The sequence below is a fragment of the Shewanella frigidimarina genome (assembly GCF_003797125.1).
GTDB classification, from domain to species: Bacteria; Pseudomonadota; Gammaproteobacteria; order Enterobacterales; family Shewanellaceae; genus Shewanella; species Shewanella frigidimarina.
The window spans coordinates 45,197-65,773 of record NZ_RKKE01000008.1 but is presented as its reverse complement, the minus strand read 5'-3'; the positions used below and the strand labels follow the sequence as shown (position 1 = coordinate 65,773).

Annotated in this window: 15 protein-coding genes; 10 read left to right on the top strand and 5 right to left on the bottom strand. The window is 39.6% G+C overall.

The genetic code is table 11. The annotated features are described in order from the left end of the window. Positions 1-20 precede the first annotated feature (20 nt). Positions 21-977 (bottom strand): AAA family ATPase, encoded by a 957-nt coding sequence (locus EGC86_RS18640; RefSeq protein WP_123778544.1) that lies wholly within the window; start codon positions 975-977, stop codon positions 21-23. Between the two features lie 249 nt (positions 978-1,226). On the opposite strand from EGC86_RS18640, the gene fadI reads away from it, so the two are divergent. From fadI to EGC86_RS18625, 3 genes are all read left to right on the top strand, one after another. Next, positions 1,227-2,537: an acetyl-CoA C-acyltransferase FadI gene (gene fadI / locus EGC86_RS18635; protein ID WP_011638126.1), complete on the top strand. Its 1,311-nt coding sequence runs from the start codon at positions 1,227-1,229 to the stop codon at positions 2,535-2,537. 5 nt (positions 2,538-2,542) lie between these two features. Continuing rightward, on the top strand, positions 2,543-4,669 hold the full coding sequence (fadJ, locus tag EGC86_RS18630) for a fatty acid oxidation complex subunit alpha FadJ (RefSeq protein ID WP_123778543.1): 2,127 nt from the start codon (positions 2,543-2,545) through the stop codon (positions 4,667-4,669). 315 nt (positions 4,670-4,984) lie between these two features. Beyond that, complete coding sequence (locus EGC86_RS18625; RefSeq protein ID WP_011638124.1) at positions 4,985-5,197, top strand: hypothetical protein; 213 nt, start codon at positions 4,985-4,987, stop codon at positions 5,195-5,197. Positions 5,198-5,433: 236 nt separating this feature from the next. On the opposite strand, the gene EGC86_RS18615 is transcribed toward EGC86_RS18625, so the two are convergent. From EGC86_RS18615 to EGC86_RS18605, 3 genes are all read right to left on the bottom strand, one after another. Further along, the gene (locus EGC86_RS18615) at positions 5,434-6,072 is read right to left on the bottom strand and encodes a hypothetical protein (RefSeq protein WP_123778541.1); all 639 of its coding nucleotides are present in this window, start codon (positions 6,070-6,072) and stop codon (positions 5,434-5,436) included. Between the two features lie 110 nt (positions 6,073-6,182). Continuing rightward, positions 6,183-10,532, bottom strand: coding sequence for an EAL domain-containing protein (locus tag EGC86_RS18610; RefSeq protein ID WP_123778540.1), 4,350 nt, complete (start codon positions 10,530-10,532; stop codon positions 6,183-6,185). A 247-nt stretch (positions 10,533-10,779) separates the two neighbouring features. Next, a complete protein-coding gene (locus EGC86_RS18605; RefSeq protein WP_123778539.1) occupies positions 10,780-13,569 on the bottom strand; it encodes an insulinase family protein in 2,790 nt (929 codons plus the stop codon). Positions 13,570-13,757: 188 nt separating this feature from the next. Here EGC86_RS18605 and sixA point away from each other — a divergent pair, with 188 nt between their 5' ends. Beyond that, on the top strand, positions 13,758-14,231 hold the full coding sequence (gene sixA / locus EGC86_RS18600) for a phosphohistidine phosphatase SixA (RefSeq protein WP_011638119.1): 474 nt from the start codon (positions 13,758-13,760) through the stop codon (positions 14,229-14,231). Positions 14,232-14,315: 84 nt separating this feature from the next. Here the strand turns inward: sixA and smrB are convergent, their stop codons facing one another. Then, on the bottom strand, positions 14,316-14,843 hold the full coding sequence (gene smrB / locus EGC86_RS18595) for an endonuclease SmrB (protein WP_102037301.1): 528 nt from the start codon (positions 14,841-14,843) through the stop codon (positions 14,316-14,318). 79 nt (positions 14,844-14,922) lie between these two features. On the opposite strand from smrB, the gene prmB reads away from it, so the two are divergent. From prmB to EGC86_RS18565, 6 genes are all read left to right on the top strand, one after another. After that, positions 14,923-15,867 carry a 50S ribosomal protein L3 N(5)-glutamine methyltransferase gene (prmB, locus tag EGC86_RS18590; protein WP_123778538.1) on the top strand — a complete coding sequence of 315 codons (945 nt, stop codon included), beginning with the start codon at positions 14,923-14,925 and terminating at the stop codon, positions 15,865-15,867. 56 nt (positions 15,868-15,923) lie between these two features. Next, a complete protein-coding gene (gene aroC / locus EGC86_RS18585; RefSeq protein WP_059744462.1) occupies positions 15,924-17,018 on the top strand; it encodes a chorismate synthase in 1,095 nt (364 codons plus the stop codon). After that, a complete protein-coding gene (locus tag EGC86_RS18580; protein ID WP_123778537.1) occupies positions 17,018-18,190 on the top strand; it encodes an MFS transporter in 1,173 nt (390 codons plus the stop codon). Before aroC ends, EGC86_RS18580 begins: the two co-directional genes overlap by 1 nt. A gap of 70 nt (positions 18,191-18,260) precedes the next feature. Beyond that, positions 18,261-19,412: an ATP-NAD kinase family protein gene (locus EGC86_RS18575; RefSeq protein WP_123778536.1), complete on the top strand. Its 1,152-nt coding sequence runs from the start codon at positions 18,261-18,263 to the stop codon at positions 19,410-19,412. 3 nt (positions 19,413-19,415) lie between these two features. Beyond that, positions 19,416-19,694: a YfcL family protein gene (locus tag EGC86_RS18570; protein WP_059744468.1), complete on the top strand. Its 279-nt coding sequence runs from the start codon at positions 19,416-19,418 to the stop codon at positions 19,692-19,694. Positions 19,695-19,717: 23 nt separating this feature from the next. Continuing rightward, positions 19,718-20,260 (top strand): RNA methyltransferase, encoded by a 543-nt coding sequence (locus tag EGC86_RS18565; RefSeq protein WP_123778535.1) that lies wholly within the window; start codon positions 19,718-19,720, stop codon positions 20,258-20,260. Positions 20,261-20,577: the final 317 nt, after the last annotated feature.

Here is a 20,577-nt window from a genome sequence, read left to right as displayed (position 1 = left end):
AGGTGCTGGCGCTGCAACATTTACGGTACGGCCACTTGACTAAGAATGTGATCAATCACCTGATCTGCCGTAACGCCTTCCGCTTGCGCTTGATAACTGAGTAACAAACGGTGACGTAACACATTAGGCGCAACAGCTTGAATGTCTTCTGGTGATACAAAGTCGCGCTCATATAACCAAGCACGAGCTCTGGCGCAGCGTTCTAATGAAATCGTGGCGCGAGGACTTACACCATATTCAAGCCATTTAGCTAAATCAGCACTGTAGCGAGCAGGTTGTCGAGTCGCCATCACAATTTCAACGATGTATTTCTCTAACGGTTCAGCTAAGTAAATATCTAATGCCTGCTCTCTTGCTGCAAACACATCGGCTTGTGCGACGGGGTCTATCGTGGGCAACTGATGTGTTTTGGCCTCTTTACGCGATTGTCGTAAGATTTCGACTTCGGTTTCTGCGCTAGGATAATCGAGGTTTAAGTGCATTAAAAAACGATCTAATTGCGCCTCTGGCAGTGGGTAAGTCCCTTCGTTTTCTAGCGGATTCTGTGTTGCCATCACTAAAAATAGTGGCGGTAAAGGATAACTATTTTTACCCACGGTAACTTGGCCTTCAGCCATTGCTTCTAAAAGCGCTGACTGAACCTTAGCTGGGGCACGGTTAATTTCATCTGCTAGGATTAGATTATGGAAAATTGGCCCTGCTTCAAATTCGAATGTCCCCGTTTGCTGACGATAAATATCAGTACCGGTTAAATCGGCTGGCAGTAAATCGGGAGTGAATTGAATACGATGAAACTCGCCTTCCACTCCATCACATAATGCTTTCACTGCACGGGTTTTGGCTAAACCAGGAGGACCTTCAACCAATAAATGTCCGTTTGCGATAAGTGCTATCAGCAAGTTTTCAGTTAATACGGGTTGACCTAAGACAACATTATCTAAATAGGTGCGTAGTGAGTGGAAACGACTTAACGGCATAGCTGTACTCAATTTATTTAGTTGGCATTGGGATTATTACACCCTATGTTATGAATTCTATTAGTTTTTGGCTAGTAGGATTAACACAATTTAACTCTTTATGAAGTAGATAGTTGTAAACGCCTGTTTAAAACTATTCAATAAAAAGTTAGAATCAGATCACACTTTGATGGTCTGACCAGATTATCTGGCAAAAATAGAAACTTACCGGCGGTGCCGAGATAAGCTAACAATAATAGAGGGTGACACATGAGTGATAGACAACAAGTAACAAATTCCCGGGGTGAGCGCATTGCGATTGTTGCCGGTTTAAGAACACCATTTGCAAAACAAGCAACAGCCTTTCATGGCGTATCCGCGCTAGATATGGGCAAAATGGTGGTTAATGAGTTGCTGTCTCGCTCTGAAATCGACCCTCAGTTAATTGAACAACTTGTTTACGGCCAAGTTGTACAAATGCCTGCGGCACCCAATATTGCCCGTGAAATTGTACTTGGCACTGGCATGAATGTATCAACAGATGCTTATTCTGTTACCCGCGCCTGTGCAACCAGTTTTCAGTCGGCGGTTAACGTAGCTGAATCAATTATGACCGGCAATATTGAAATCGGCCTAGCGGGTGGTTCAGATTCGTCTTCAGTATTACCTATTGGAGTATCCAAAAAGCTTGCACATGCTTTAGTCGATTTAAATAAAGCACGTACTTTTAAGCAGAAATTTGCGATTGCACGTCGTTTAGGCTTAAAAGACTTAATGCCAGTACCGCCTGCGGTTGCTGAGTATTCAACCGGTTTGTCTATGGGACAAACCGCCGAACAAATGGCTAAGACATACAATATTAGCCGTGCAGATCAAGATGCGTTAGCACACCGTTCGCATACATTGGCGACCGAAACATGGAACTCAGGTCATCTTCGCAATGAAGTCATGACAGCTCATATTCCGCCATATAAACAATTCATTGACCGTGACAACAATATCCGTGAAAACTCAGTATTAGAGTCTTACGCCAAATTGCGTCCCGCATTTGATCGCAAGCACGGTACTGTTACTGCCGCCAACAGTACGCCATTAACTGATGGTGCTTCAGCCATTATTTTAATGAGTGAAGGTCGCGCTAAAGCTCTAGGTTATCAACCTATTGGTTACATCAAGAGTTATGCGTTTACGGCTATCGATGTATGGCAAGACATGTTAATGGGGCCTTCGTATGCTACGCCATTAGCATTGAAACGTGCTGGAATGGAATTAGAAGATTTAACGCTGATTGAAATGCACGAAGCATTTGCTGCACAAACATTGGCAAATATGCAGATGTTTGGTTCTAAAAAGTTTGCTGAAGAAAAATTAGGTCGTAACCGCGCAATTGGCGAAATCGACATGAGTAAGTTTAACGTACTGGGTGGTTCATTGGCTTATGGTCATCCTTTTGCAGCAACCGGTACGCGTTTGATTACCCAAGTGTGTAATGAACTTAAGCGTCGTGGTGGTGGTACTGGTTTAGCAACTGCTTGTGCTGCAGGTGGTTTAGGTGCAGCAATGATTTTGGAGGTGGAGTAATGAGCATGGAAAAAACATTTAATTTAGCTCGTCGTGACGATGGTATTGCCATTTTAACAATGGACGTTCCTGGCGAAACCATGAACACCTTAAAAGAGCAATTTGGCCCTGAAATCAGTGAAATATTAACTGAAATCAAAGCTGACAGCAGTATCAAAGGTCTCGTTGTTATTTCAGGTAAAGCAGATTCGTTTGTTGCCGGTGCCGACATTACCATGTTAGCTGCTTGTAAGAATGAAGAGCAAGCCAAAGCATTGTCACAACAAGGGCATGTGGTTTTTTCTGAGCTTGAAGGATTATCTATTCCAGTTGTTGCCGCGATCAACGGTGCTTGTTTAGGTGGTGGTTTAGAGTTAGCGCTAGCGTGTCATTTACGCGTATGCAGTGACGATAAAAAAACCATGCTAGGTGTGCCAGAAGTGCAACTGGGTTTATTGCCTGGTGGTGGCGGTACTCAACGTTTGCCTCGTTTAGTGGGTATTACAACTGCTCTTGATATGATGTTAACGGGTAAACAAATTCGTCCTAAGCAAGCGTTAAAAATGGGTTTAGTGAATGATGTTGTGCCTAACTCTATTTTGCTTGAAACTGCGGTTGAGCTAGCGAAAAAAGGTAAACAGGCCGCAAAGCCTGTCGTGCAATCTAAAATTAATCAATTTTTAGAATCAACTTCGTTTACTCGCGATATTATTTTTGATCAAGCGCGTAAGCAAGTATTAAAGAAAACCCAAGGTAATTATCCTGCACCGGCTAAAATCATCGATTGTGTTCGTCAAGGTATGAATAAAGGCATGGTGAAAGGGCTTGAGGTTGAAGCGACTCATTTTGCTAATTTGGTGATGTCGAAAGAGTCGGCAGCATTACGTAGCTTGTTTTTTGCCACCACGGAAATGAAAAAAGAAACTGGTGCTGAAGGCGCTGTGCCACGTAAAGTTAAAAAAGTAATGGTATTAGGCGGTGGCTTAATGGGCGGTGGTATTGCGTCTGTAACAACCACTAAAGCTAAAATTCCAGCGCGTGTAAAAGACATTTCAGAGCAGGGATTAAGTAACGCACTATCATATGCTTACAAGCTGCTAGATAAAGGCGTTAAGCGTCGTCATATGACACCTATAGCGCGTGACAATATTATGGCATTAATGACAACGACGACAGAATATACTGGCATTAAAGATGCCGATATCGTTGTTGAAGCGGTATTTGAAGATTTAGCGCTTAAACATAAAATGGTTCAAGATGTTGAGCGTGAATGTGGTGAGAACACCATTTTTGCTTCTAATACGTCTTCATTACCTATTGGTCAGATTGCTGCTGCGGCAAGTCGTCCTGAAAATGTGATTGGTTTACATTACTTCTCTCCGGTAGAAAAAATGCCATTAGTTGAAGTGATTGCCCATAAAACCACATCACCAGAAACGATTGCTACCACAGTGGCGTTTGCACGCAAGCAAGGTAAGACACCTATTGTGGTTCAAGACGGTGCTGGTTTTTATGTTAACCGTATTCTTGCCCTGTATATGAACGAAGCTGCGCAATTATTACTAGAAGGTCAGCGTATTGAGCATCTAGATCGCGCATTAGTGAAGTTTGGTTTCCCTGTGGGACCGATGACTTTGCTTGATGAAGTGGGCATTGACGTAGGAGCTAAAATTTCGCCGATTTTAGAAAAAGAACTTGGCGATCGTTTTAAAGCGCCTGCAGCTTTTGACAAGTTATTAGCCGATGACCGTAAGGGTCGTAAAAATGGCAAAGGTTTCTATCAATACGGACCTAAAGCTAAAAAAGCCAAATTAGTTGATGAATCCGTTTACAAGGTTCTCGATATCTTAATCGCTTCAGATAAAGAAGCAAAAGGTGTGGCAGAGCGTTGTACGATTCAGATGCTCAATGAGGCTGTTCGTTGTCTTGAAGAGGGCATTATTGCCTCGGCAAGAGATGGTGACATCGGTGCTATATTCGGTATTGGCTTCCCGCCATTCTTAGGTGGTCCGTTCCGTTATATCGACACCTTAGGTGCAAGTAATTTAGTCGCGACTTTGCAAGGTTATCAATCACTGTACGGAGACCGTTTCGCACCGTGCGATACGTTAGTCAAAATGGCTAGCGATGGCAGCCAATTTTATAAAAAGTAAACCTAGTGTTTATTATTGATAACTAAAAGGTTATCAAGTTGTAAAAAAAGCGGCAATATATTGCCGCTTTTTTATTTAATGAAGGTATACTTTTGCCTGGTTTTTAATCAGATATATGCTTCCTTACGGTATAATACCCGTTGTTTAGTATGATAAGTTAAGGATGATAGCGTAAACGATGAGGATGATATTTCGCTATTAAACTGTAATAGTTTCGATCTTATGGCGTTAACATGATTAGTTGCGAGTCAAAGATGAGTCGTAATGATGTATAGGTAGGGATTACGTTAGCTGAGTTATTTGGAGTCAACGATAATGCAGTTCAGTTGGTTATTCATGCTTGTTTTATTGAGTATTAGTAGTGGTTTTTTATTTGGTTTCGCAGCTTATAAGCATGGATTAGCAGTAAAGCGGTGGGGATGTGTCGGTTGTATATTAGGTCCACTGACTTACCCATTGTTTAGTACTCACAAACGCTTGGCTGATATGAAAGTACGGCGACATGGCCGTTTTAGAATAGAAGGCTAAATTCATTTTAGTTTGCTATATCAAAATTCAAATTCAAATTCAAAACAACAAAAAAGGAGCTTATGCTCCTTTTTTTATGACTGATGGTTAATCATCAGTATCTCAATAATTACTTCCACCAAGCTCTAGCTTGGATGACTTCAAGGTGATTTAAACCTTCAGGCAATTTTACTTTTTTACGAACTGGTTTTGCTAAACCAAGTGCTATTTTTAGAGAAGTAAACATAGGGTACTCCTTAAGCTGTTTGGGGGTCTAAGACTCTAACGCCAGGAACTCTGGCTGTTTGGGTATCAAGGACTTTAACGCCAGGAACTCTGGCTGTTTGGGTATCAAGGACTTTAACGCCAGGAACTCTGGCTGTTTGGGTATCAAGGACTTTAACGCCAGGAACTCTGGCTGTTTGGGTATCAAGGACTTTAACGCCAGGAACTCTGGCTGTTTGGGTATCAAGGACTTTAACGCCAGGAACTCTGGCTGTTTGGGTATCAAGGACTTTAACGCCAGGAACTCTGGCTGTTTGGGTATCAAGGACTTTAACGCCAGGAACTCTGGCTGTTTGGGTATCAAGGACTTTAACGCCAGGAACTCTGGCTGTTTGGGTATCAAGGACTTTAACGCCAGGAACTCTGGCTGTTTGGGTATCAAGGACTTTAACGCCAGGAACTCTGGCTGTTTGGGTATCAAGGACTTTAACGCCAGGAACTCTGGCTGTTTGGGTATCAAGGACTTTAACGCCAGGAACTCTGGCTGTTTGGGTATCAAGGACTCTAACGCCAGGAACTCTGGTTGTTTCTGTAATGGTAGGATCTTCTATTGCATAGTTACCAATAGATAAAGCCGATAAAACCGCTACAGTAATTATTCCTTTAATCATTTCTTATCTCTCTTATATTTGGTAATTCAAGTTCAGGGTTAAATAACAATATTATTTTGACAACTGGACTTGTATTAGCATTTGTCATGCCAAATATAAGTGGTGTATATTTATTTTTTCATTAAGGTACTGTTTAATGCTTCAAATTTAACTTTGTCTGCTGTAAGCATTAGCTCAAAGTCAGCTTCTCTAATCGGTTTGCTATAAATATAACCTTGAATTTCCTCACAATTAAGTGCTTTTAATATATTGAGTTGTGCAGTTTGTTCAACACCTTCACCTACCACTGTCAATCCCATATTGTGGGCTATAGTAATAATAGAATCGACCATCTTCAGATCTCGATCAGATTTATCTATGTCATCAACGAAAGTTTTATCAATTTTTAAGCAATTAATTGGGAATCGTTTTAAATACGATAAAGAGGAATAACCTGTCCCAAAGTCGTCAAGAGCAAGGCTGACGCCCATTTTCGCCAATTGTTGCATCACTTTAATGGCTTGTTCGGGATCTTTAATGACAGTCCCTTCAGTGATTTCAAGCTCTAAGTGTTTAGCCGGTAATTTTGTGAGTCGTAAAATTGACTCTATTCGTTGCTGTAAATCGGGCAGAGCAAATTGTCTTGACGATAAATTGACAGCTACACGGCCTGTAAACAATCCTAGTTCGAGCCATTTCTGCGCAGCAAAGCACGCTTTTCGCAAGACGACATCACCAATTTCAACGATCAAACCATTTTCTTCGGCAAGAGGAATAAATTCATTCGGTCCAATCAGGCCTAATTTAGGATGATTTAACCTCACTAATGCTTCCATTCCGTTGAGTCGGTCTTTCTTAACGTCGATTTTGGGTTGGTAATAAACTTCAAACAAATCGTCTTTGAGTGCTTCTCTGATTAAGCTTTCTATTTCGAGTTGACGTAAAGCATTTTGGTTTAATGACTCTGAATAGAACTGATAACGGTTACCACCACCAGATTTAGCGTGATACATAGCAATATCCGCTTTGCGTAACAATGCTTGCTCGTTTTGTTCATCTTCAGGATAAAGCACAATGCCGATACTAATACCGAGTACGAGTGAGTCATTATTAAGAGTGAAAGCTGGTTTTAGACAATTTATTACTTGTGTAGCAATGGCTGCACATGACCCTATGTCAGGGTGTTGATCGACGAGTAAAGCGAATTCATCACCGCCTAGACGGTATAAGCTGGCATGTTTTGGAATTGCTAACTTAATACGTTCAGCAACACCAATTAATAAGTCATCACCAATTTGATGGCCTAAGGAGTCATTAATGCGTTTGAAATTATCTAAATCAAGCACCATTAGGGTGTGATGAACATCTTTTTTAACCAAGTTACTCAGTGTAACTTGCAAACTAGACCTATTGGGTAAACCAGTAAGTAAGTCATTATTGGTGAGTTTTCTGAGCTCTTCCTCTTGCTGCTTACGACGGGTTATATCGGAAAATACGCCAACATAATGACTGGTTTCACCTTGTTCATTGTATATAGCGTCAATGGTCAGTTCCATTAAGAAATAGCTGTCTTTACCTTTACTCGCTTCAATTTCACCGCTCCAACGACCTTGCTGCTTTAACAAGTTTCTTATTTGTTCAGAATAACTGGCGGGATAACGACTGAAATGGAGTATTTCATTAGCAAATTTTTCTTTTGTTGAAGCTGCGAGTTCGCAACAGGCATTATTAACTTCAACAAACTGATATTTCTCATTGAGAATAAACATCCCTTCAGAAATATTTTCAATTGCTCTAGCGAATAAGCGCAATTGTTCCTCTGCTTGCTTAATATTATTGATGTCTTTAATGGTGCCAGTCATTCGAAGTGGGACATCTTTTTGATCGCGTTCAACTATCTTGGCTCTGTCTAAAATCCAAACCCACTGTTGATTACGTGCTTTAACGCGATAAGCAATTTCGAAGTGATCGGTTAGCGCATTAAAATGATCATTTAACGCCCTTGTCACTCGCTCTCTATCAAGAGGGTGGATATTACTTTCTTCATCAGGATTACCGGAACGGCGACCGTCTTGCGGGAAGTCTAAAGAGCCCCAGATATTAGAGCGGTAGATTTTGCCACTTTCAATATCCCAGTCCCACATTTCGTCGCCACTACCCCACAATGACAACTTTAATCTTTCTTCACTCTGAGCGATTTGCTTTTGGGTTTGTCTACGGCGAATAACAGATCTGAAAATTAAAGAAATTATTATAAGTACTATCGTAGTATAAATAGCTATAGCGATACTTGATAACCACCAAGGAGGCGTTATTATGATTTTTATAAATCGTTCATTAGTTTTTGTTAAGGATAAACGGTGTTGAGCATAAATTCTGAATGTATATACACCTGAAGATAAATTAGTGTAAGTTACCGCATTACTTCCTTTTGTTGATAGCCAAGTCTTTTCAAGGTCTTCTAAGTAATAAAAGAATTCAAAATCATTGTTTTTTTCACCTAAGACGTTGAACTTTATTGTGAAAGGATATTCAGAGTATTTTAATGAGATTTCATCTATAAAATTAATAGGTTTTTTTAACCTTTTAGTTCCGGTTTCTAATGGAGTGTTAAATAGTAAGAATTCTTCAAAATTAAGATCGTAGCTAGGTTCATTATTAAGCATGGAAATAATTGATAGAGGATCTACCATAAGTAAACCATCTGAACTTCCGATTATAACATTATCATTTATTATAAGGGTTGATTGGGTGTTGTAATCATTAAATGAACCATTTTCAGAATTCAAAATGTAAGTTTTTTCTTTATCTGTATCAAAGATTAATACTTCTCTATTTGAAGCAATAGTAAGAGTGTTTTTTATGCTTGTTATAGAGTATATTATTTTTTTTCTATCAATTATTTTAGTTATTTTTCTTTTACTTAATGAATATACAGAGTTTCGAGTTCCAAAATATATTTTCCCATTGTTTTTTGTCAGATTAAATACAAAATCTCGATTAAATATATTTTCAAAACTACCCTCCCTATACTGGATTAATCCATTTTGAGATGCTATCCATAAGGTTCCATTTTCGACTAAAGTGTCATATATTGGATATCCAGTATTGGTGTCAAGTACCTCAATCAAATCACCGTTGAGTTTTATTTTATATATCTTACCATCAAATGTTGAAGCATAAATTATATCATCATACATTCTAATATTGAATATAATATCAGTTAAAAGTTTTTTATTTGATTTGGTAATATTGTTTTTTAATACTAGACCATCTGATGTCCCAATAAATATGTTATCTCCAATAGTCAGAATTGATTTTGGGCCATGGTTCAAGTTTTTAATTTCATTTTTAATTAGTTTTAAGTTTTTGTTATAAAAATTCAAATTGCTTTCGTTGTCAGCTACCAATATTCCTTCTTTAATTTTAGCCATTGACCAGACATTGTTGTCTGGAATATTTATTTTTTTTAAATAGTTTTTCTTTTTTGAAATATCAAAGTATCCATCTATGAAATTTGATAGATATACATGGTTGTTAGTTTTTGTTATAAAAATATTGTTTAATCTTTCTTTGTTTATATTTAAAGTACCTATTTTTTTTACTTTTAATTTTTCATTGATCAATTCTAATTGGTAAAGTATATTTCCCTGTACTCCGAATCTATATGGTGAGCTGAAATTGTTTGTTAAATCGAGAGTTTTAATATTTAAGCTTGATATTGTCTTTTTATTTCCGTTGATTATGTACACTCCAGTATCAGTGACTGCAACTATACTGTCATTCATGAGTGTTATGTCATTTGTTCTCGCTATTACTTTACTAACAATATCATTGTTGACTTCGTAAACATCACCATCATAATTTCTAAGGAAAATTGATTTTTTTAATTTTATTATTTTTTTTACTTCACTAAATTCATTTCTGTTGAGATCAGTTCCTATTTTTTTTGTTGAAGTATCATAGGAAATTATTCTATTCTTTAAACCAATTAATATTTCATTGTTCTGCTCTGATATAGCCCAAATGGCTTGCTCACCAATTAAATTAGATAACTGATGCTTAATAAATTTACCAGTATCTTGCTCGTATGTGACTAGACCTTTGTCAGTGCCTATTAGAAGTTCACCATTCTTATTGATTATTAAATTGCGAATGAATGAACTGGGAAGGGATTTTTGATCGCCATCGACAGCATAGAATTGCTTAAATTCGTTTCCATCAAAACGATTTAAGCCATTAATGGTACCAATCCACACGTAACCTTCATGATCTTCGACAATAGCTGTTACAGTATCTTGGGATAAACCATCGGCAACGACATAATTTGTATGATTGAGTAACAAATCGAAATTTGATTCTGTGTCATCAGCTTCAATGGCTGTAGCGCCAAAACTAAAAATAAAATAAACACAGATAAAGAGTAAAATTTTAGGCATAGATTTATACTTATTCTCTTTTGATGCCGCAAAGAAGTTCATGAATTGTCTACTTTTTCAGAAAGCGGGGCCTTTGTCAAAAGCATGTTAACAAAAAAGGTGTGATTGGTAGAATATTACACAATTATCGCTGTAAAATTTGTTTATAGTTATTTTTTAATCAATTAGTTATGTAATACCAAAGTTTTATTTGGTCGCTTGTACTGTTAACTTTGGTTGAGACATTTTGTTAACCAAATTATGATTCATTTAGCTTTATATTATTTAGACCTTTAAACGTCGATACTGATTAAAATTGAAATTTATCAGCTTGGTGTTTGAAGGTTTTTAAGTCGACTATCATGTTATCTGAACGTAAGCTTGTTTGACTGTGATGTTGTTCACCACTGTTAAACAATACTAAGCGGTCACAATCTCTGCTGCGCATGTGAGCCACCATAAACTTTATCAAGTGAGCTCTGGTGAGCTTTTCGACTTCCGCTACGACCATTTCACGTTGATTAAATCCATAATCACGGTTTCCTAGGCTCACCCAATAACGTTGGCTGCGTGTTTTTAGGTTGGTATCGTGTTCCATAATTTGACTTATCATACCTTGCTTAGTGCTTTCCCATTGTTCATTGGTTATTTGCATAACGGCATAATTAAAGTCGGCGATAAATTCGTCGATTGCTTCGAGCAGTTGTCTTGGACCTGTAGTAGGGGACTGCACATAAAAAATCATCCCAGGATGTCGGTTTAACGGTAAATAACCTGTCCCAACCATGTAGCCTAATTGTTGTTTAGTGCGTAACTCATGAAAAAAGGTAGATGACATTGTATGGTTTAATAGACTAAATAACGCCACACGTTCTGGTGTTGCCATCCGAGATTGATAATAAACAATAATCGCACTATCTTGATGGGAAATGGCTTTTTCGCGAAGTAATGAACCTCTTTTATCGAGGTTAATAAGTTCACGGGAGGATTCTGCACTTGGTTTAGTGACTAATGACAATAGATGCTGCAAACGCTTGCCGAGTTGTTGCGCTTCTTCAACCAGCCAATCTCCGTATACCAAACCTTCGAGGTAAACCTTTTTGTACAATGCGCTGACATGGTTATGCAAATCATCAAGGGTTAGTAGCGTGAGCTCTTCAGCCATTCTTACTGGCTCAAAACTTCTTTTTTGCAGCGACACCGTTAAACTAGTAAATAATTGTGATATTGGTTTAGCTTGAGCAACATTATTCCAACTGCGCAATATCTGATTTTTAATCATGTTAAAGCGCTGTTCGGTAAAGTTTCGCTCTCGGGCTTTGTTAATAATCAGAGTGAGGAGTTTTTCTTGGTTACCTGTAAAACCGGTTAAATGCAGGGTAATGCCGCCTTGGTGGGGGTAAATATTGTAGTTAAGGCCAGCAACCTCTGCTTGGTATGTTGGTTCTGTCAGATAATCGATAAGCATTTCAACGTACAGCCTTGTTAATGCTGCTTGTCTAGGGGTTGAGCTCGCTTGATCTGAGTCTAACGATAAGTATAAATGTCCTTTAGGAACATTGAATTCATCATCTTTTTTATGCCAAATACGGTAACCTTCACCTTCTGCAACAATAGTGGGTACAGGAGTATCGCTTTTGTCTGCCCGAGCTTGCGGGTTGGCGACAATAAACGGATTTCTTTCCGGAAGTTGAAGTGAATCTCTTACCGTCACGGAAGACCATTTTGCTATTTGTTGAGGTTGTAATGATCTCACTTGATATGGAGTGTCGTACCATTTAGCCTGAGTATCGACTTGCGATTCTTTTGCTACTGTAAGTAAGCGCATATTGCTTGTCGACATCATAGACAGTAGCTGTATTGTTTCATCTTCAAGCATTTCATCCATGCGATAGTCGCCATAAATAATGTCTTCAATATCGTAATGGTGCATGTTGATGCTGAGATGACTCGCTAAATCCAAGGTTTTGATTTGTTCTTGGAATCGAAACGCAGTGTCAAGTAAATTGGCTCGCTCTTGGTAACGCCAGGCTTGTACACCTTGCTGCTTAATCAGTTCAATGTATTCAAATACACAAGTTACCACTTCATCAAGCTCTGCAAATCCTTTGTCGGTTAATTGTATGCTGATTGAATAATCTTTGAAATTGTAACCATTAACCCCACCGCCAGCAGATAAGTTATTAGCGAGTCCCTGCACTTTTAAATAGGACAGTAAACTCCCCGGACTTTCATTACCGAGCAAATGGCTGATAAAGGTGAGTGGTTTACGCTTATAAAATTGATCTATCTCTGGCAGAGAAAAACAAATACTGACTCGCTTTTGATCTTTCAAAGGTACAATTTGTATATGCTTTTGTCGTTGGTCCTTCGTTATCATTGCTTCTTGAGGATAGTGTTTACTTACATTTCTATTAATAATATCTGAGAAATATTTTTTTACGATGGTGTCTAGCTCTGCAATAGGGCGTGGGGCGACAACACACAATGTCATGATATTGGCACTGTAATGTTGTTGATAAAAAGCCAGTAATTCATCCCGAATGTCTGCTTGTTTACCCGCTAAGGTTGTTTGGTTACCGACAGAGAACTTTGAAAATGGATGTTTTGGATTAACGGTTTCTTTTTGAACCTGGTAAACACGGCGAATATCATCTTTTAACTTTAAGCTAAATTCAGATTCGATTGCCTGCCTTTCACGATCAACTAGCTCTAAGTCAAACTTTGGGGCAATGAAAAATTGGCTGAATCGGTCTAATGAACCTTCTAAGGCTTCAGCATTAATACTATAGAAAAAGTTAGTTTGTTCTGTGCCTGTCCAAGCATTATTACTGCCACCATGTTGATTAATATAAGCGTGGTATTCACCTGAATCTGGATACTTCTCGGTGCCTAAAAATAACATGTGCTCAAGGAAGTGCGCCATACCAGGCCGTTCAACAGGATCGTCAAAATGACCAACACTCACAGCCATCGATGCGGCGGCTTGATTTGATTGCATGTCTTCAACTAATAACACTCGAAGTTGATTGTTCAACACTCGATATTGGTATTGGCGATGGTCATTTTGGCTTTTATAAACAGCTGGAAATTCAGGCAAGAGGAGACTCCAGAAAAGATAACTTGTTATATATTGATCTTGTTATTACTTTTTAGCAAATTACCTTAGCCTGTTTTATTCAATTATCGACTAAAGTTTATCTAAATATACCCAATTCTAGGTTTGTTGTTGTGCTGATTAACGCTACAATTGGTTAAGAATGATAATAAAAACATCACGAGAGAAGTATGCAGCTATTTTTGATGCGCCATGGTGAAGCGAGTTTTGATGCACTGTCAGATAGGGAACGAAAGTTAACTGATACAGGCCGTATTCAAACTGGTTATATGGCCAATTGGTTAGCAAAACAGGTCAGCCATTTTGATTTGGTGATTGTGAGTCCTTATTTACGTGCGCAGCAAACGTGGCAAGAAGTCAGTAAACATTTATCGGAACCCCGTAAGTGGTTAGTGCTTGATGATGTGACTCCCTCGGGTGATGCCAAAATGGCGATAGATGTTGTGTTGGCTTATGCCGATCAATATAAAGCAGATAAGGTATTGGTTATTGCACATATGCCTATTTTAGGTTTTATGGTTAGCGAGCTTGTGGCGGGGGTTGAGCCTCCTTTGTTTGCTACTTCTGCAGTGGCTCAAATAGACAAACATACCCAGAATGCGAGTTTTGTCGCAATGACGGCACCACATCAAGTTGTTGTGTAATAGCAATAGCGTGTTGAATAACACCAGTTTATAAAAAGGTAAGTGATTACTTACCTTGTTACTGTCCGCGCTTATTTCCTCGAATTAACGTCGGTGAGGCAGCTCACCAATATCAATTAATACCAATAACGCTGCATCGCCGCCCCATTCTTTTGGCGCTTGGTGAAATGCTTTTACGTTAGGGTGTTGCGCTAACCACATTGGTGTTTGTTGTTTTAAAATCCCCATTCCGTAGCCGTGCATCACGCAGCAACAAATCGTGTTTTGCTTAACGCATGCTTGGATAAGTGCGGCTAATTCAAGTTTGGCTTCTGCTTGACGCATACCGTGTAAATCAAGCAACAGGTCAGGAGAATAGTCACCACGTCTTAAGCGCTTTAATTCATGCTTATCTGTGCTGGTATTAATCCAACGCATAGGGCCATCTACCGGCAGAAGCGGCTGATATGTATCCGAAAAATAGCTATCAGCATGGAGCTGCTGTTCTTTTATTTCGAACTGTTGTTTGGCTTTGACAGGCTGTTTAAAGTGGTGAGTATCTTGCCTTAGCGGTTTGATACCTTCGATTAATGCACTAAACAGCGATAAGTCTGGATAATTATCGTCTTTCATGGGTGTATTGTATTGAATTCTAGGTCATCTTAATAGACATCAGTTACAATAGCGCAGAACAATTTTTAAGGAGTGTGTTTTGGATAAGATCTTTGTAGATGAAGCTGTCACTGAGTTACGTACTATAGCTGATATGTTACGTTGGGCTGTCAGCCGTTTTAATGATGCCAATATTTATTATGGTCACGGAACGGATAATGCTTGGGACGAAGCCATTGCATTGGTTTTTGATGCTCTACACTTACCAGAAGATATCGGTCAGCAGGTTATTTTAAGTAATTTAACCAGCAGCGAAAAACATAAAATCGTTGAATTGATTATTCGCCGTGTACGTGAACGTTTACCGGTACCGTATTTGACCAATAAAGCCAAATTTGCAGGGCTTGAATTTTATGTAGATGAACGCGTACTTGTACCGCGTTCGCCGATTGCCGAAATGATCAATAATCAGTTTAGCCCATGGTTATATAACAAACCGGTTAATCGTATTATGGATTTATGTACTGGCAGTGCTTGTATTGCCATTGCTTGTGCTTATGCGTTTGAAGATGCCGAAGTTGACGCATTAGATATTAGTGAGGACGCACTTGAAGTCGCGCAGATTAATATTGAGTCTTTGGGCGTGTTGGATCGTGTTTTCCCAATGCAATCCGATTTATTCTCGGCGATTCCCAAAGGCCAGCATTACGATTTAATTGTGTCTAACCCTCCATATGTAGATGCACAAGATATTGGTGATATGCCTGAAGAGTATCATCACGAACCTGCTATTGGGTTAGCATCTGGCAATGATGGCTTAGATTTAACCAAGCGTATCTTAGCCAATGCAGCTGATTATTTAACAGAAACGGGTTTACTGGTCGTTGAAGTTGGTAATTCAATGGTTCATTTGATTGAGCAATATCCTGATATGCCGTTTACTTGGGTTGATTTTGAATTTGGCGGTGATGGCGTGTTTGTATTAACCCGTGATCAGCTAGTTGAAAATGAATCACTTTTCGCCATCTATAAAGATAGTGAATAATAGCGACAAGAATCGCACTCAATGAAGTGAATAATTAACAGAGGTAGTTAACGCGCATGTCAGGAAATAGTATTGGTCAAAATTTTGTAGTTACAACATTTGGTGAAAGCCATGGTGTTGCTCTAGGTTGTATCATTGATGGTTGTCCTCCTGGACTGGAGTTAACTGTTGAAGATATGCAACATGATTTAGACCGACGTCGTCCTGGCACGTCACGTTACACAACGGCACGCCGTGAAGCTGATGAGGTAAGAATTTTGTCAGGAGTGTTTGAAGGTAAAACCACAGGCACCTCTATTGGTTTGTTGATTGAGAATACCGATCAACGTAGCCAAGACTATTCAGATATTAAAGACACGTTTCGCCCTGGTCATGCAGATTATACCTACCAACAAAAGTATGGCATGCGTGATTACCGTGGCGGCGGGCGCTCGTCTGCACGCGAAACGGCAATGCGAGTTGCCGCTGGTGCGGTAGCAAAAAAATATCTCAAGCAAGTTCACGGCATTGAAATTCATGGATACCTTGCTCAGTTAGGACCTATTAGCGCTGATACTATTGATTTGACTCAAATTGAGCAAAATGCATTTTTCTTCCCTGATGCGAGTAAACTAGAAGCGTTAGATGAGTACATGCGTGGTTTACGTAAGTCTGGTGACTCAATAGGCGCCAAAATTACTGTTGCAGCTACTGGTGTTCCGGTGGGATTAGGCGAACCAGTATTTGATCGTCTTGATGCCGACATAGCGCATGCGTTAATGGGCATCAATGCAGTTAAAGGCGTTGAAATTGGTGATGGCTTTGGTGTTGTTACTCAAAAAGGTTCTGAAGGTCGTGATTTAATGTCACCACAAGGTTTTGCATCTAATCATGCTGGTGGTGTATTGGGTGGTATTTCATCTGGTCAACCTGTTGTGGCCCATATTGCGCTAAAACCTACTTCGAGCATTAGCGTACCAGGTCAAAGTATGACTGTGCAGGGCGAAACAATCGATATGATCACCAAAGGTCGTCATGATCCTTGCGTGGGTATTCGCGCTGTGCCTATTGCCGAAGCGATGTTAGCAATTGTATTGATGGATCACTTATTAAGACATCGTGCGCAAAACCAAGATGTTACTAGTCAAACACCCGTTATCGGAATGCGATAATGTCCTCATTGAAACGCGCTGAACCAGATTTACGCTGGCTCAGCGCCTGTTATTTCTTTTTCTTTTCTATTCTTGGCATCATGGTTCCCTATTTGGGGGTTTTCTTTGATAGCCGAGGTTTCAATGCCCAAGAGATAGGTTTTTTGTTGGCTATTTTAATGGCCACTCGAATTGTCGCGCCTAATGTATGGGCGGCTGTAGCCGATCGCACCGGTATGCGTTCAGAATTGATAAAGCTTGGCTCCTTTGCTGCTGCGATTACCTACATCAGTTTTTTCTTTGATGGTAGCTTCATGTACCTTGCGGTTAGTTTGGCCATATACACTTTTTTTTGGAATTCCATTCTTGCTCAGTTAGAAGTGATTACGTTAGAAACTTTGGGTGATAAAGCAGAACGTTATGGTGCCATTCGGAGTTGGGGCAGTGTTGGCTATATTATTTTGGTGATAAGTGGTGGATTAGCGATTGATCACTGGGGCCCTGAAGTGTTGCCTTATATGGGAATGGTATTGTTTTTAGGTTTGTTTGCTTGCTCATTACCTCTGCCTGCTAATCGCAGTGTTGTAGTCAATAAAGCTGAGCGTCCTAAACTGACATTTGATAAATCATTAGTGTGGTTTATGTTATCTGCAATGTTACTGCAGATGAGTGTCGGACCATTTTATGGTTTTTTTGTATTGTATCTAAAGCAGGTTGGTTACTCTGAGACCATCGCTGGAATGTTAGTTGCTTTGGGTGTGCTAGCCGAAATTATTATTTTCTTTTATTCATCACGTCTTATTCGTCAATATGGTATTCGAGTATTGCTTGTGGTGAGCATTCTGTTAACCGCCGTTCGTTGGTTACTATTGGCTTTTGGTGTTGAACACGTTTTCTTATTGGTTATCAGCCAACTATTGCATGCTTTCACTTTTGGTTTAGTCCATGCTGCATCAATCCATTTTATTCATCGTCATTTTTCCATCAGCCATCGAAGTACTGGTCAAGCACTATATGCCAGTGTCAGCTTTGGTGTGGGTGGCGCATTAGGCACGTGGATTAGTGGCATGATTTGGGGTGATGGTAGTAGCACTATGTGGGTGTGGGTCTTTGCTGCCGCTTGTGCATTTTTGTCTATGATAGCGGTATTGCTTATCCCCAATATTAATGGCCAACCAGCGACTAATCCATAATTGGTTCAATAGATAATTTATTTACTTTTCATTTTTGACACAGAAGTTATGCTATCAGCAAGGAGTTAGTGTGAAACGTTTTCGCTTAGGTGTAATCATTAATCCATTAGCTGGACTCGGAGGCAGTGTTGCTTTAAAAGGTTCTGATGGTGTTGCCGTAGAAGCTATTGCAAAAGGGGCTATTCCCAAAGCACAGATACGAATGCAACAAGCTCTGAATGTGATTTTACCTTTCATCAAACAAATCGATATTATTACTGCATCTGGTGATATGGGCGGTAGCTTATGTCGTCAAATGGGCTTTTCGACTCAAGATATATATACCGCGTTAGAAACCACTTCAACTGAAACAACTGCAATAGACACTCAACAAGCGGTGAAATGCTTACTGGGTCATCAATTAGATTTGTTACTGTTTGCTGGTGGTGATGGTACTGCCCGTGATATTTATGCCGTGGTTGATGATTCATTTCCAGTGTTAGGCGTGCCAGCCGGTGTTAAAATTCACTCGGGTGTTTATGGCATAACCCCTCACGCTTCAGGGCTAGTTGTCAGTATGTTACTCAAAGGTGAGTTAGTGAGCTTAATGTCTGCCGATGTCATGGATATTGATGAGACTGCGTTTAGGCAGGGGATTGTAAAAGCGAAACGATTTGGTGAAATGATGGTTCCTGCTGCGCCACGATATATACAAGCAGTGAAAATGGGTGGTAAAGAAGTTGATGAATTAGTGTTGGCCGATATTGCCGCAGATGTGATTGAATCGATGGACGATGAGCTTTATATCATGGGTTCAGGTAGCACAGTAGCGGCAGTAATGGAGGACCTTGGTTTAGAAAATACTTTGCTTGGTGTCGATGTTATTCAGCATAAAAGCGTGATTGCTAAGGATGTTACCGCACAACAATTACTCGCATTTATCGCCGATAAAAAAAGGTATTCTAGTGTCAAATTAGTGATTACCTTAATCGGTGGGCAAGGGCATATATTGGGTCGTGGCAATCAGCAGTTGTCACCGGAACTGATCCGGCAGCTAGAAAAAGACAATATTTTAATCCTAGCCACAAAAACTAAACTAAAAGCACTTGAAGGTAGACCATTAATTGTGGATAGTGGCGACCCTGAATTAGATAAAGCGCTTACTGGCTATTACAAAATAGTCACGGGTTACCATGATTACGTGATGTATAAAGTAGCCAACCCAGATTTAGTGGAGAATTAGAACATGTTAGAACAGTACGATGCAGCATTAGAGTCTTGGATTGAAGACAGCGTTAGCCACAGCGATGACGATGCGTTATTTGCTTGTGGTTATTTACAAGGCCACGTAGCCGTTGTATTAGCAGAATTAGAAGTCGAACCTGAACAAGATTTACCTGCACTTGATCTAAAGTTGGTTAAATGTCTTGCGTTGGCAAATGAAGAATTAGACGAACATGATTTTTCATTAGTGGAAGCTGCATGGCAGCAGTTACGTCAACGTATTGTTGCTCAAGCGGCATAACTTGGATTAGATAAACAGCTTTTATGGTAAATACCTCTTTGCAACACGTTACTATTGGTTTAGTTAACCCAAAAACGCCGGTCAATGTTGGCGGTATTATGCGAGCAGCAGGTTGCTACGGTGTAGATAATGTTTGCTATACAGGCAAACGCTACGAATTAGCGGCTAAGTCGGGTGATGCCCAATACGATGTGGACACTAAAGATGCAGCCAAGCGTATCCCTTTAGTTGGCGTCGAGTCACTACTTGATAGTGTGCCTGATGGCGCAACGATAGTCTGTGTTGATCTTGTTGTTGGGGCGACGCCGTTGCCTTTATTTATTCATCCAGATAATGCCTTTTATATATTCGGTCCAGAAGATGGCACTATCCCACAGCAATTAATTGATGCTGCTGGTGATGTTGTGTATGTGCCGACTTTAGGGTGTATGAATTTAGCTGCATCAGTGAATGTTTTACTCTATGACCGTTTGGCTAAAACGACTCAAATTAAAGCTGATGATGAATTGATTAAGCAAAGCCGAGACAATAATAATCGTACCAAAGTGAAACACTGGTTGAAGTAACTGTATTGCACTTTAGATAATGCCGAATGAGAAATCATTCGGCATTTTTATTGATGTGTTGTAGCGCAAAATCGTCGACAACAGTGACTGTAAATAGAGCATGCCAGTGCTGCATGATCGCATAGTTAATATAATGCTGCTGTATTATGTAGTCCCAGAGCTTTTTTTCAAAAAGCTCGGTTTCTTGATTGTTGTTTAATGTCAGATTTCAAGTCGGTAATATAAATAGTGGATCAAAGCTTGATGAAACGACTTGTGTGGTAGACATTAGAGATAGGAAAGGCAATCGCCATTCATGATGATGTTTTCCATAAAAG

Bases quoted from the DNA above. Each gene is read 5' to 3' on its own strand.
- EGC86_RS18640 (WP_123778544.1), bottom strand. From the start codon at position 977: ATGCCGTTAAGTCGTTTCCACTCACTACGCACCTATTTAGATAATGTT.
- fadI (WP_011638126.1), top strand. From the start codon at position 1,227: ATGAGTGATAGACAACAAGTAACAAATTCCCGGGGTGAGCGCATTGCG.
- fadJ (WP_123778543.1), top strand. From the start codon at position 2,543: ATGGAAAAAACATTTAATTTAGCTCGTCGTGACGATGGTATTGCCATT.
- EGC86_RS18625 (WP_011638124.1), top strand. From the start codon at position 4,985: ATGCAGTTCAGTTGGTTATTCATGCTTGTTTTATTGAGTATTAGTAGT.
- EGC86_RS18615 (WP_123778541.1), bottom strand. From the start codon at position 6,072: ATGATTAAAGGAATAATTACTGTAGCGGTTTTATCGGCTTTATCTATT.
- EGC86_RS18610 (WP_123778540.1), bottom strand. From the start codon at position 10,532: ATGAACTTCTTTGCGGCATCAAAAGAGAATAAGTATAAATCTATGCCT.
- sixA (WP_011638119.1), top strand. From the start codon at position 13,758: ATGCAGCTATTTTTGATGCGCCATGGTGAAGCGAGTTTTGATGCACTG.
- smrB (WP_102037301.1), bottom strand. From the start codon at position 14,843: ATGAAAGACGATAATTATCCAGACTTATCGCTGTTTAGTGCATTAATC.
- aroC (WP_059744462.1), top strand. From the start codon at position 15,924: ATGTCAGGAAATAGTATTGGTCAAAATTTTGTAGTTACAACATTTGGT.
- EGC86_RS18580 (WP_123778537.1), top strand. From the start codon at position 17,018: ATGTCCTCATTGAAACGCGCTGAACCAGATTTACGCTGGCTCAGCGCC.
- EGC86_RS18570 (WP_059744468.1), top strand. From the start codon at position 19,416: ATGTTAGAACAGTACGATGCAGCATTAGAGTCTTGGATTGAAGACAGC.
- EGC86_RS18565 (WP_123778535.1), top strand. From the start codon at position 19,718: ATGGTAAATACCTCTTTGCAACACGTTACTATTGGTTTAGTTAACCCA.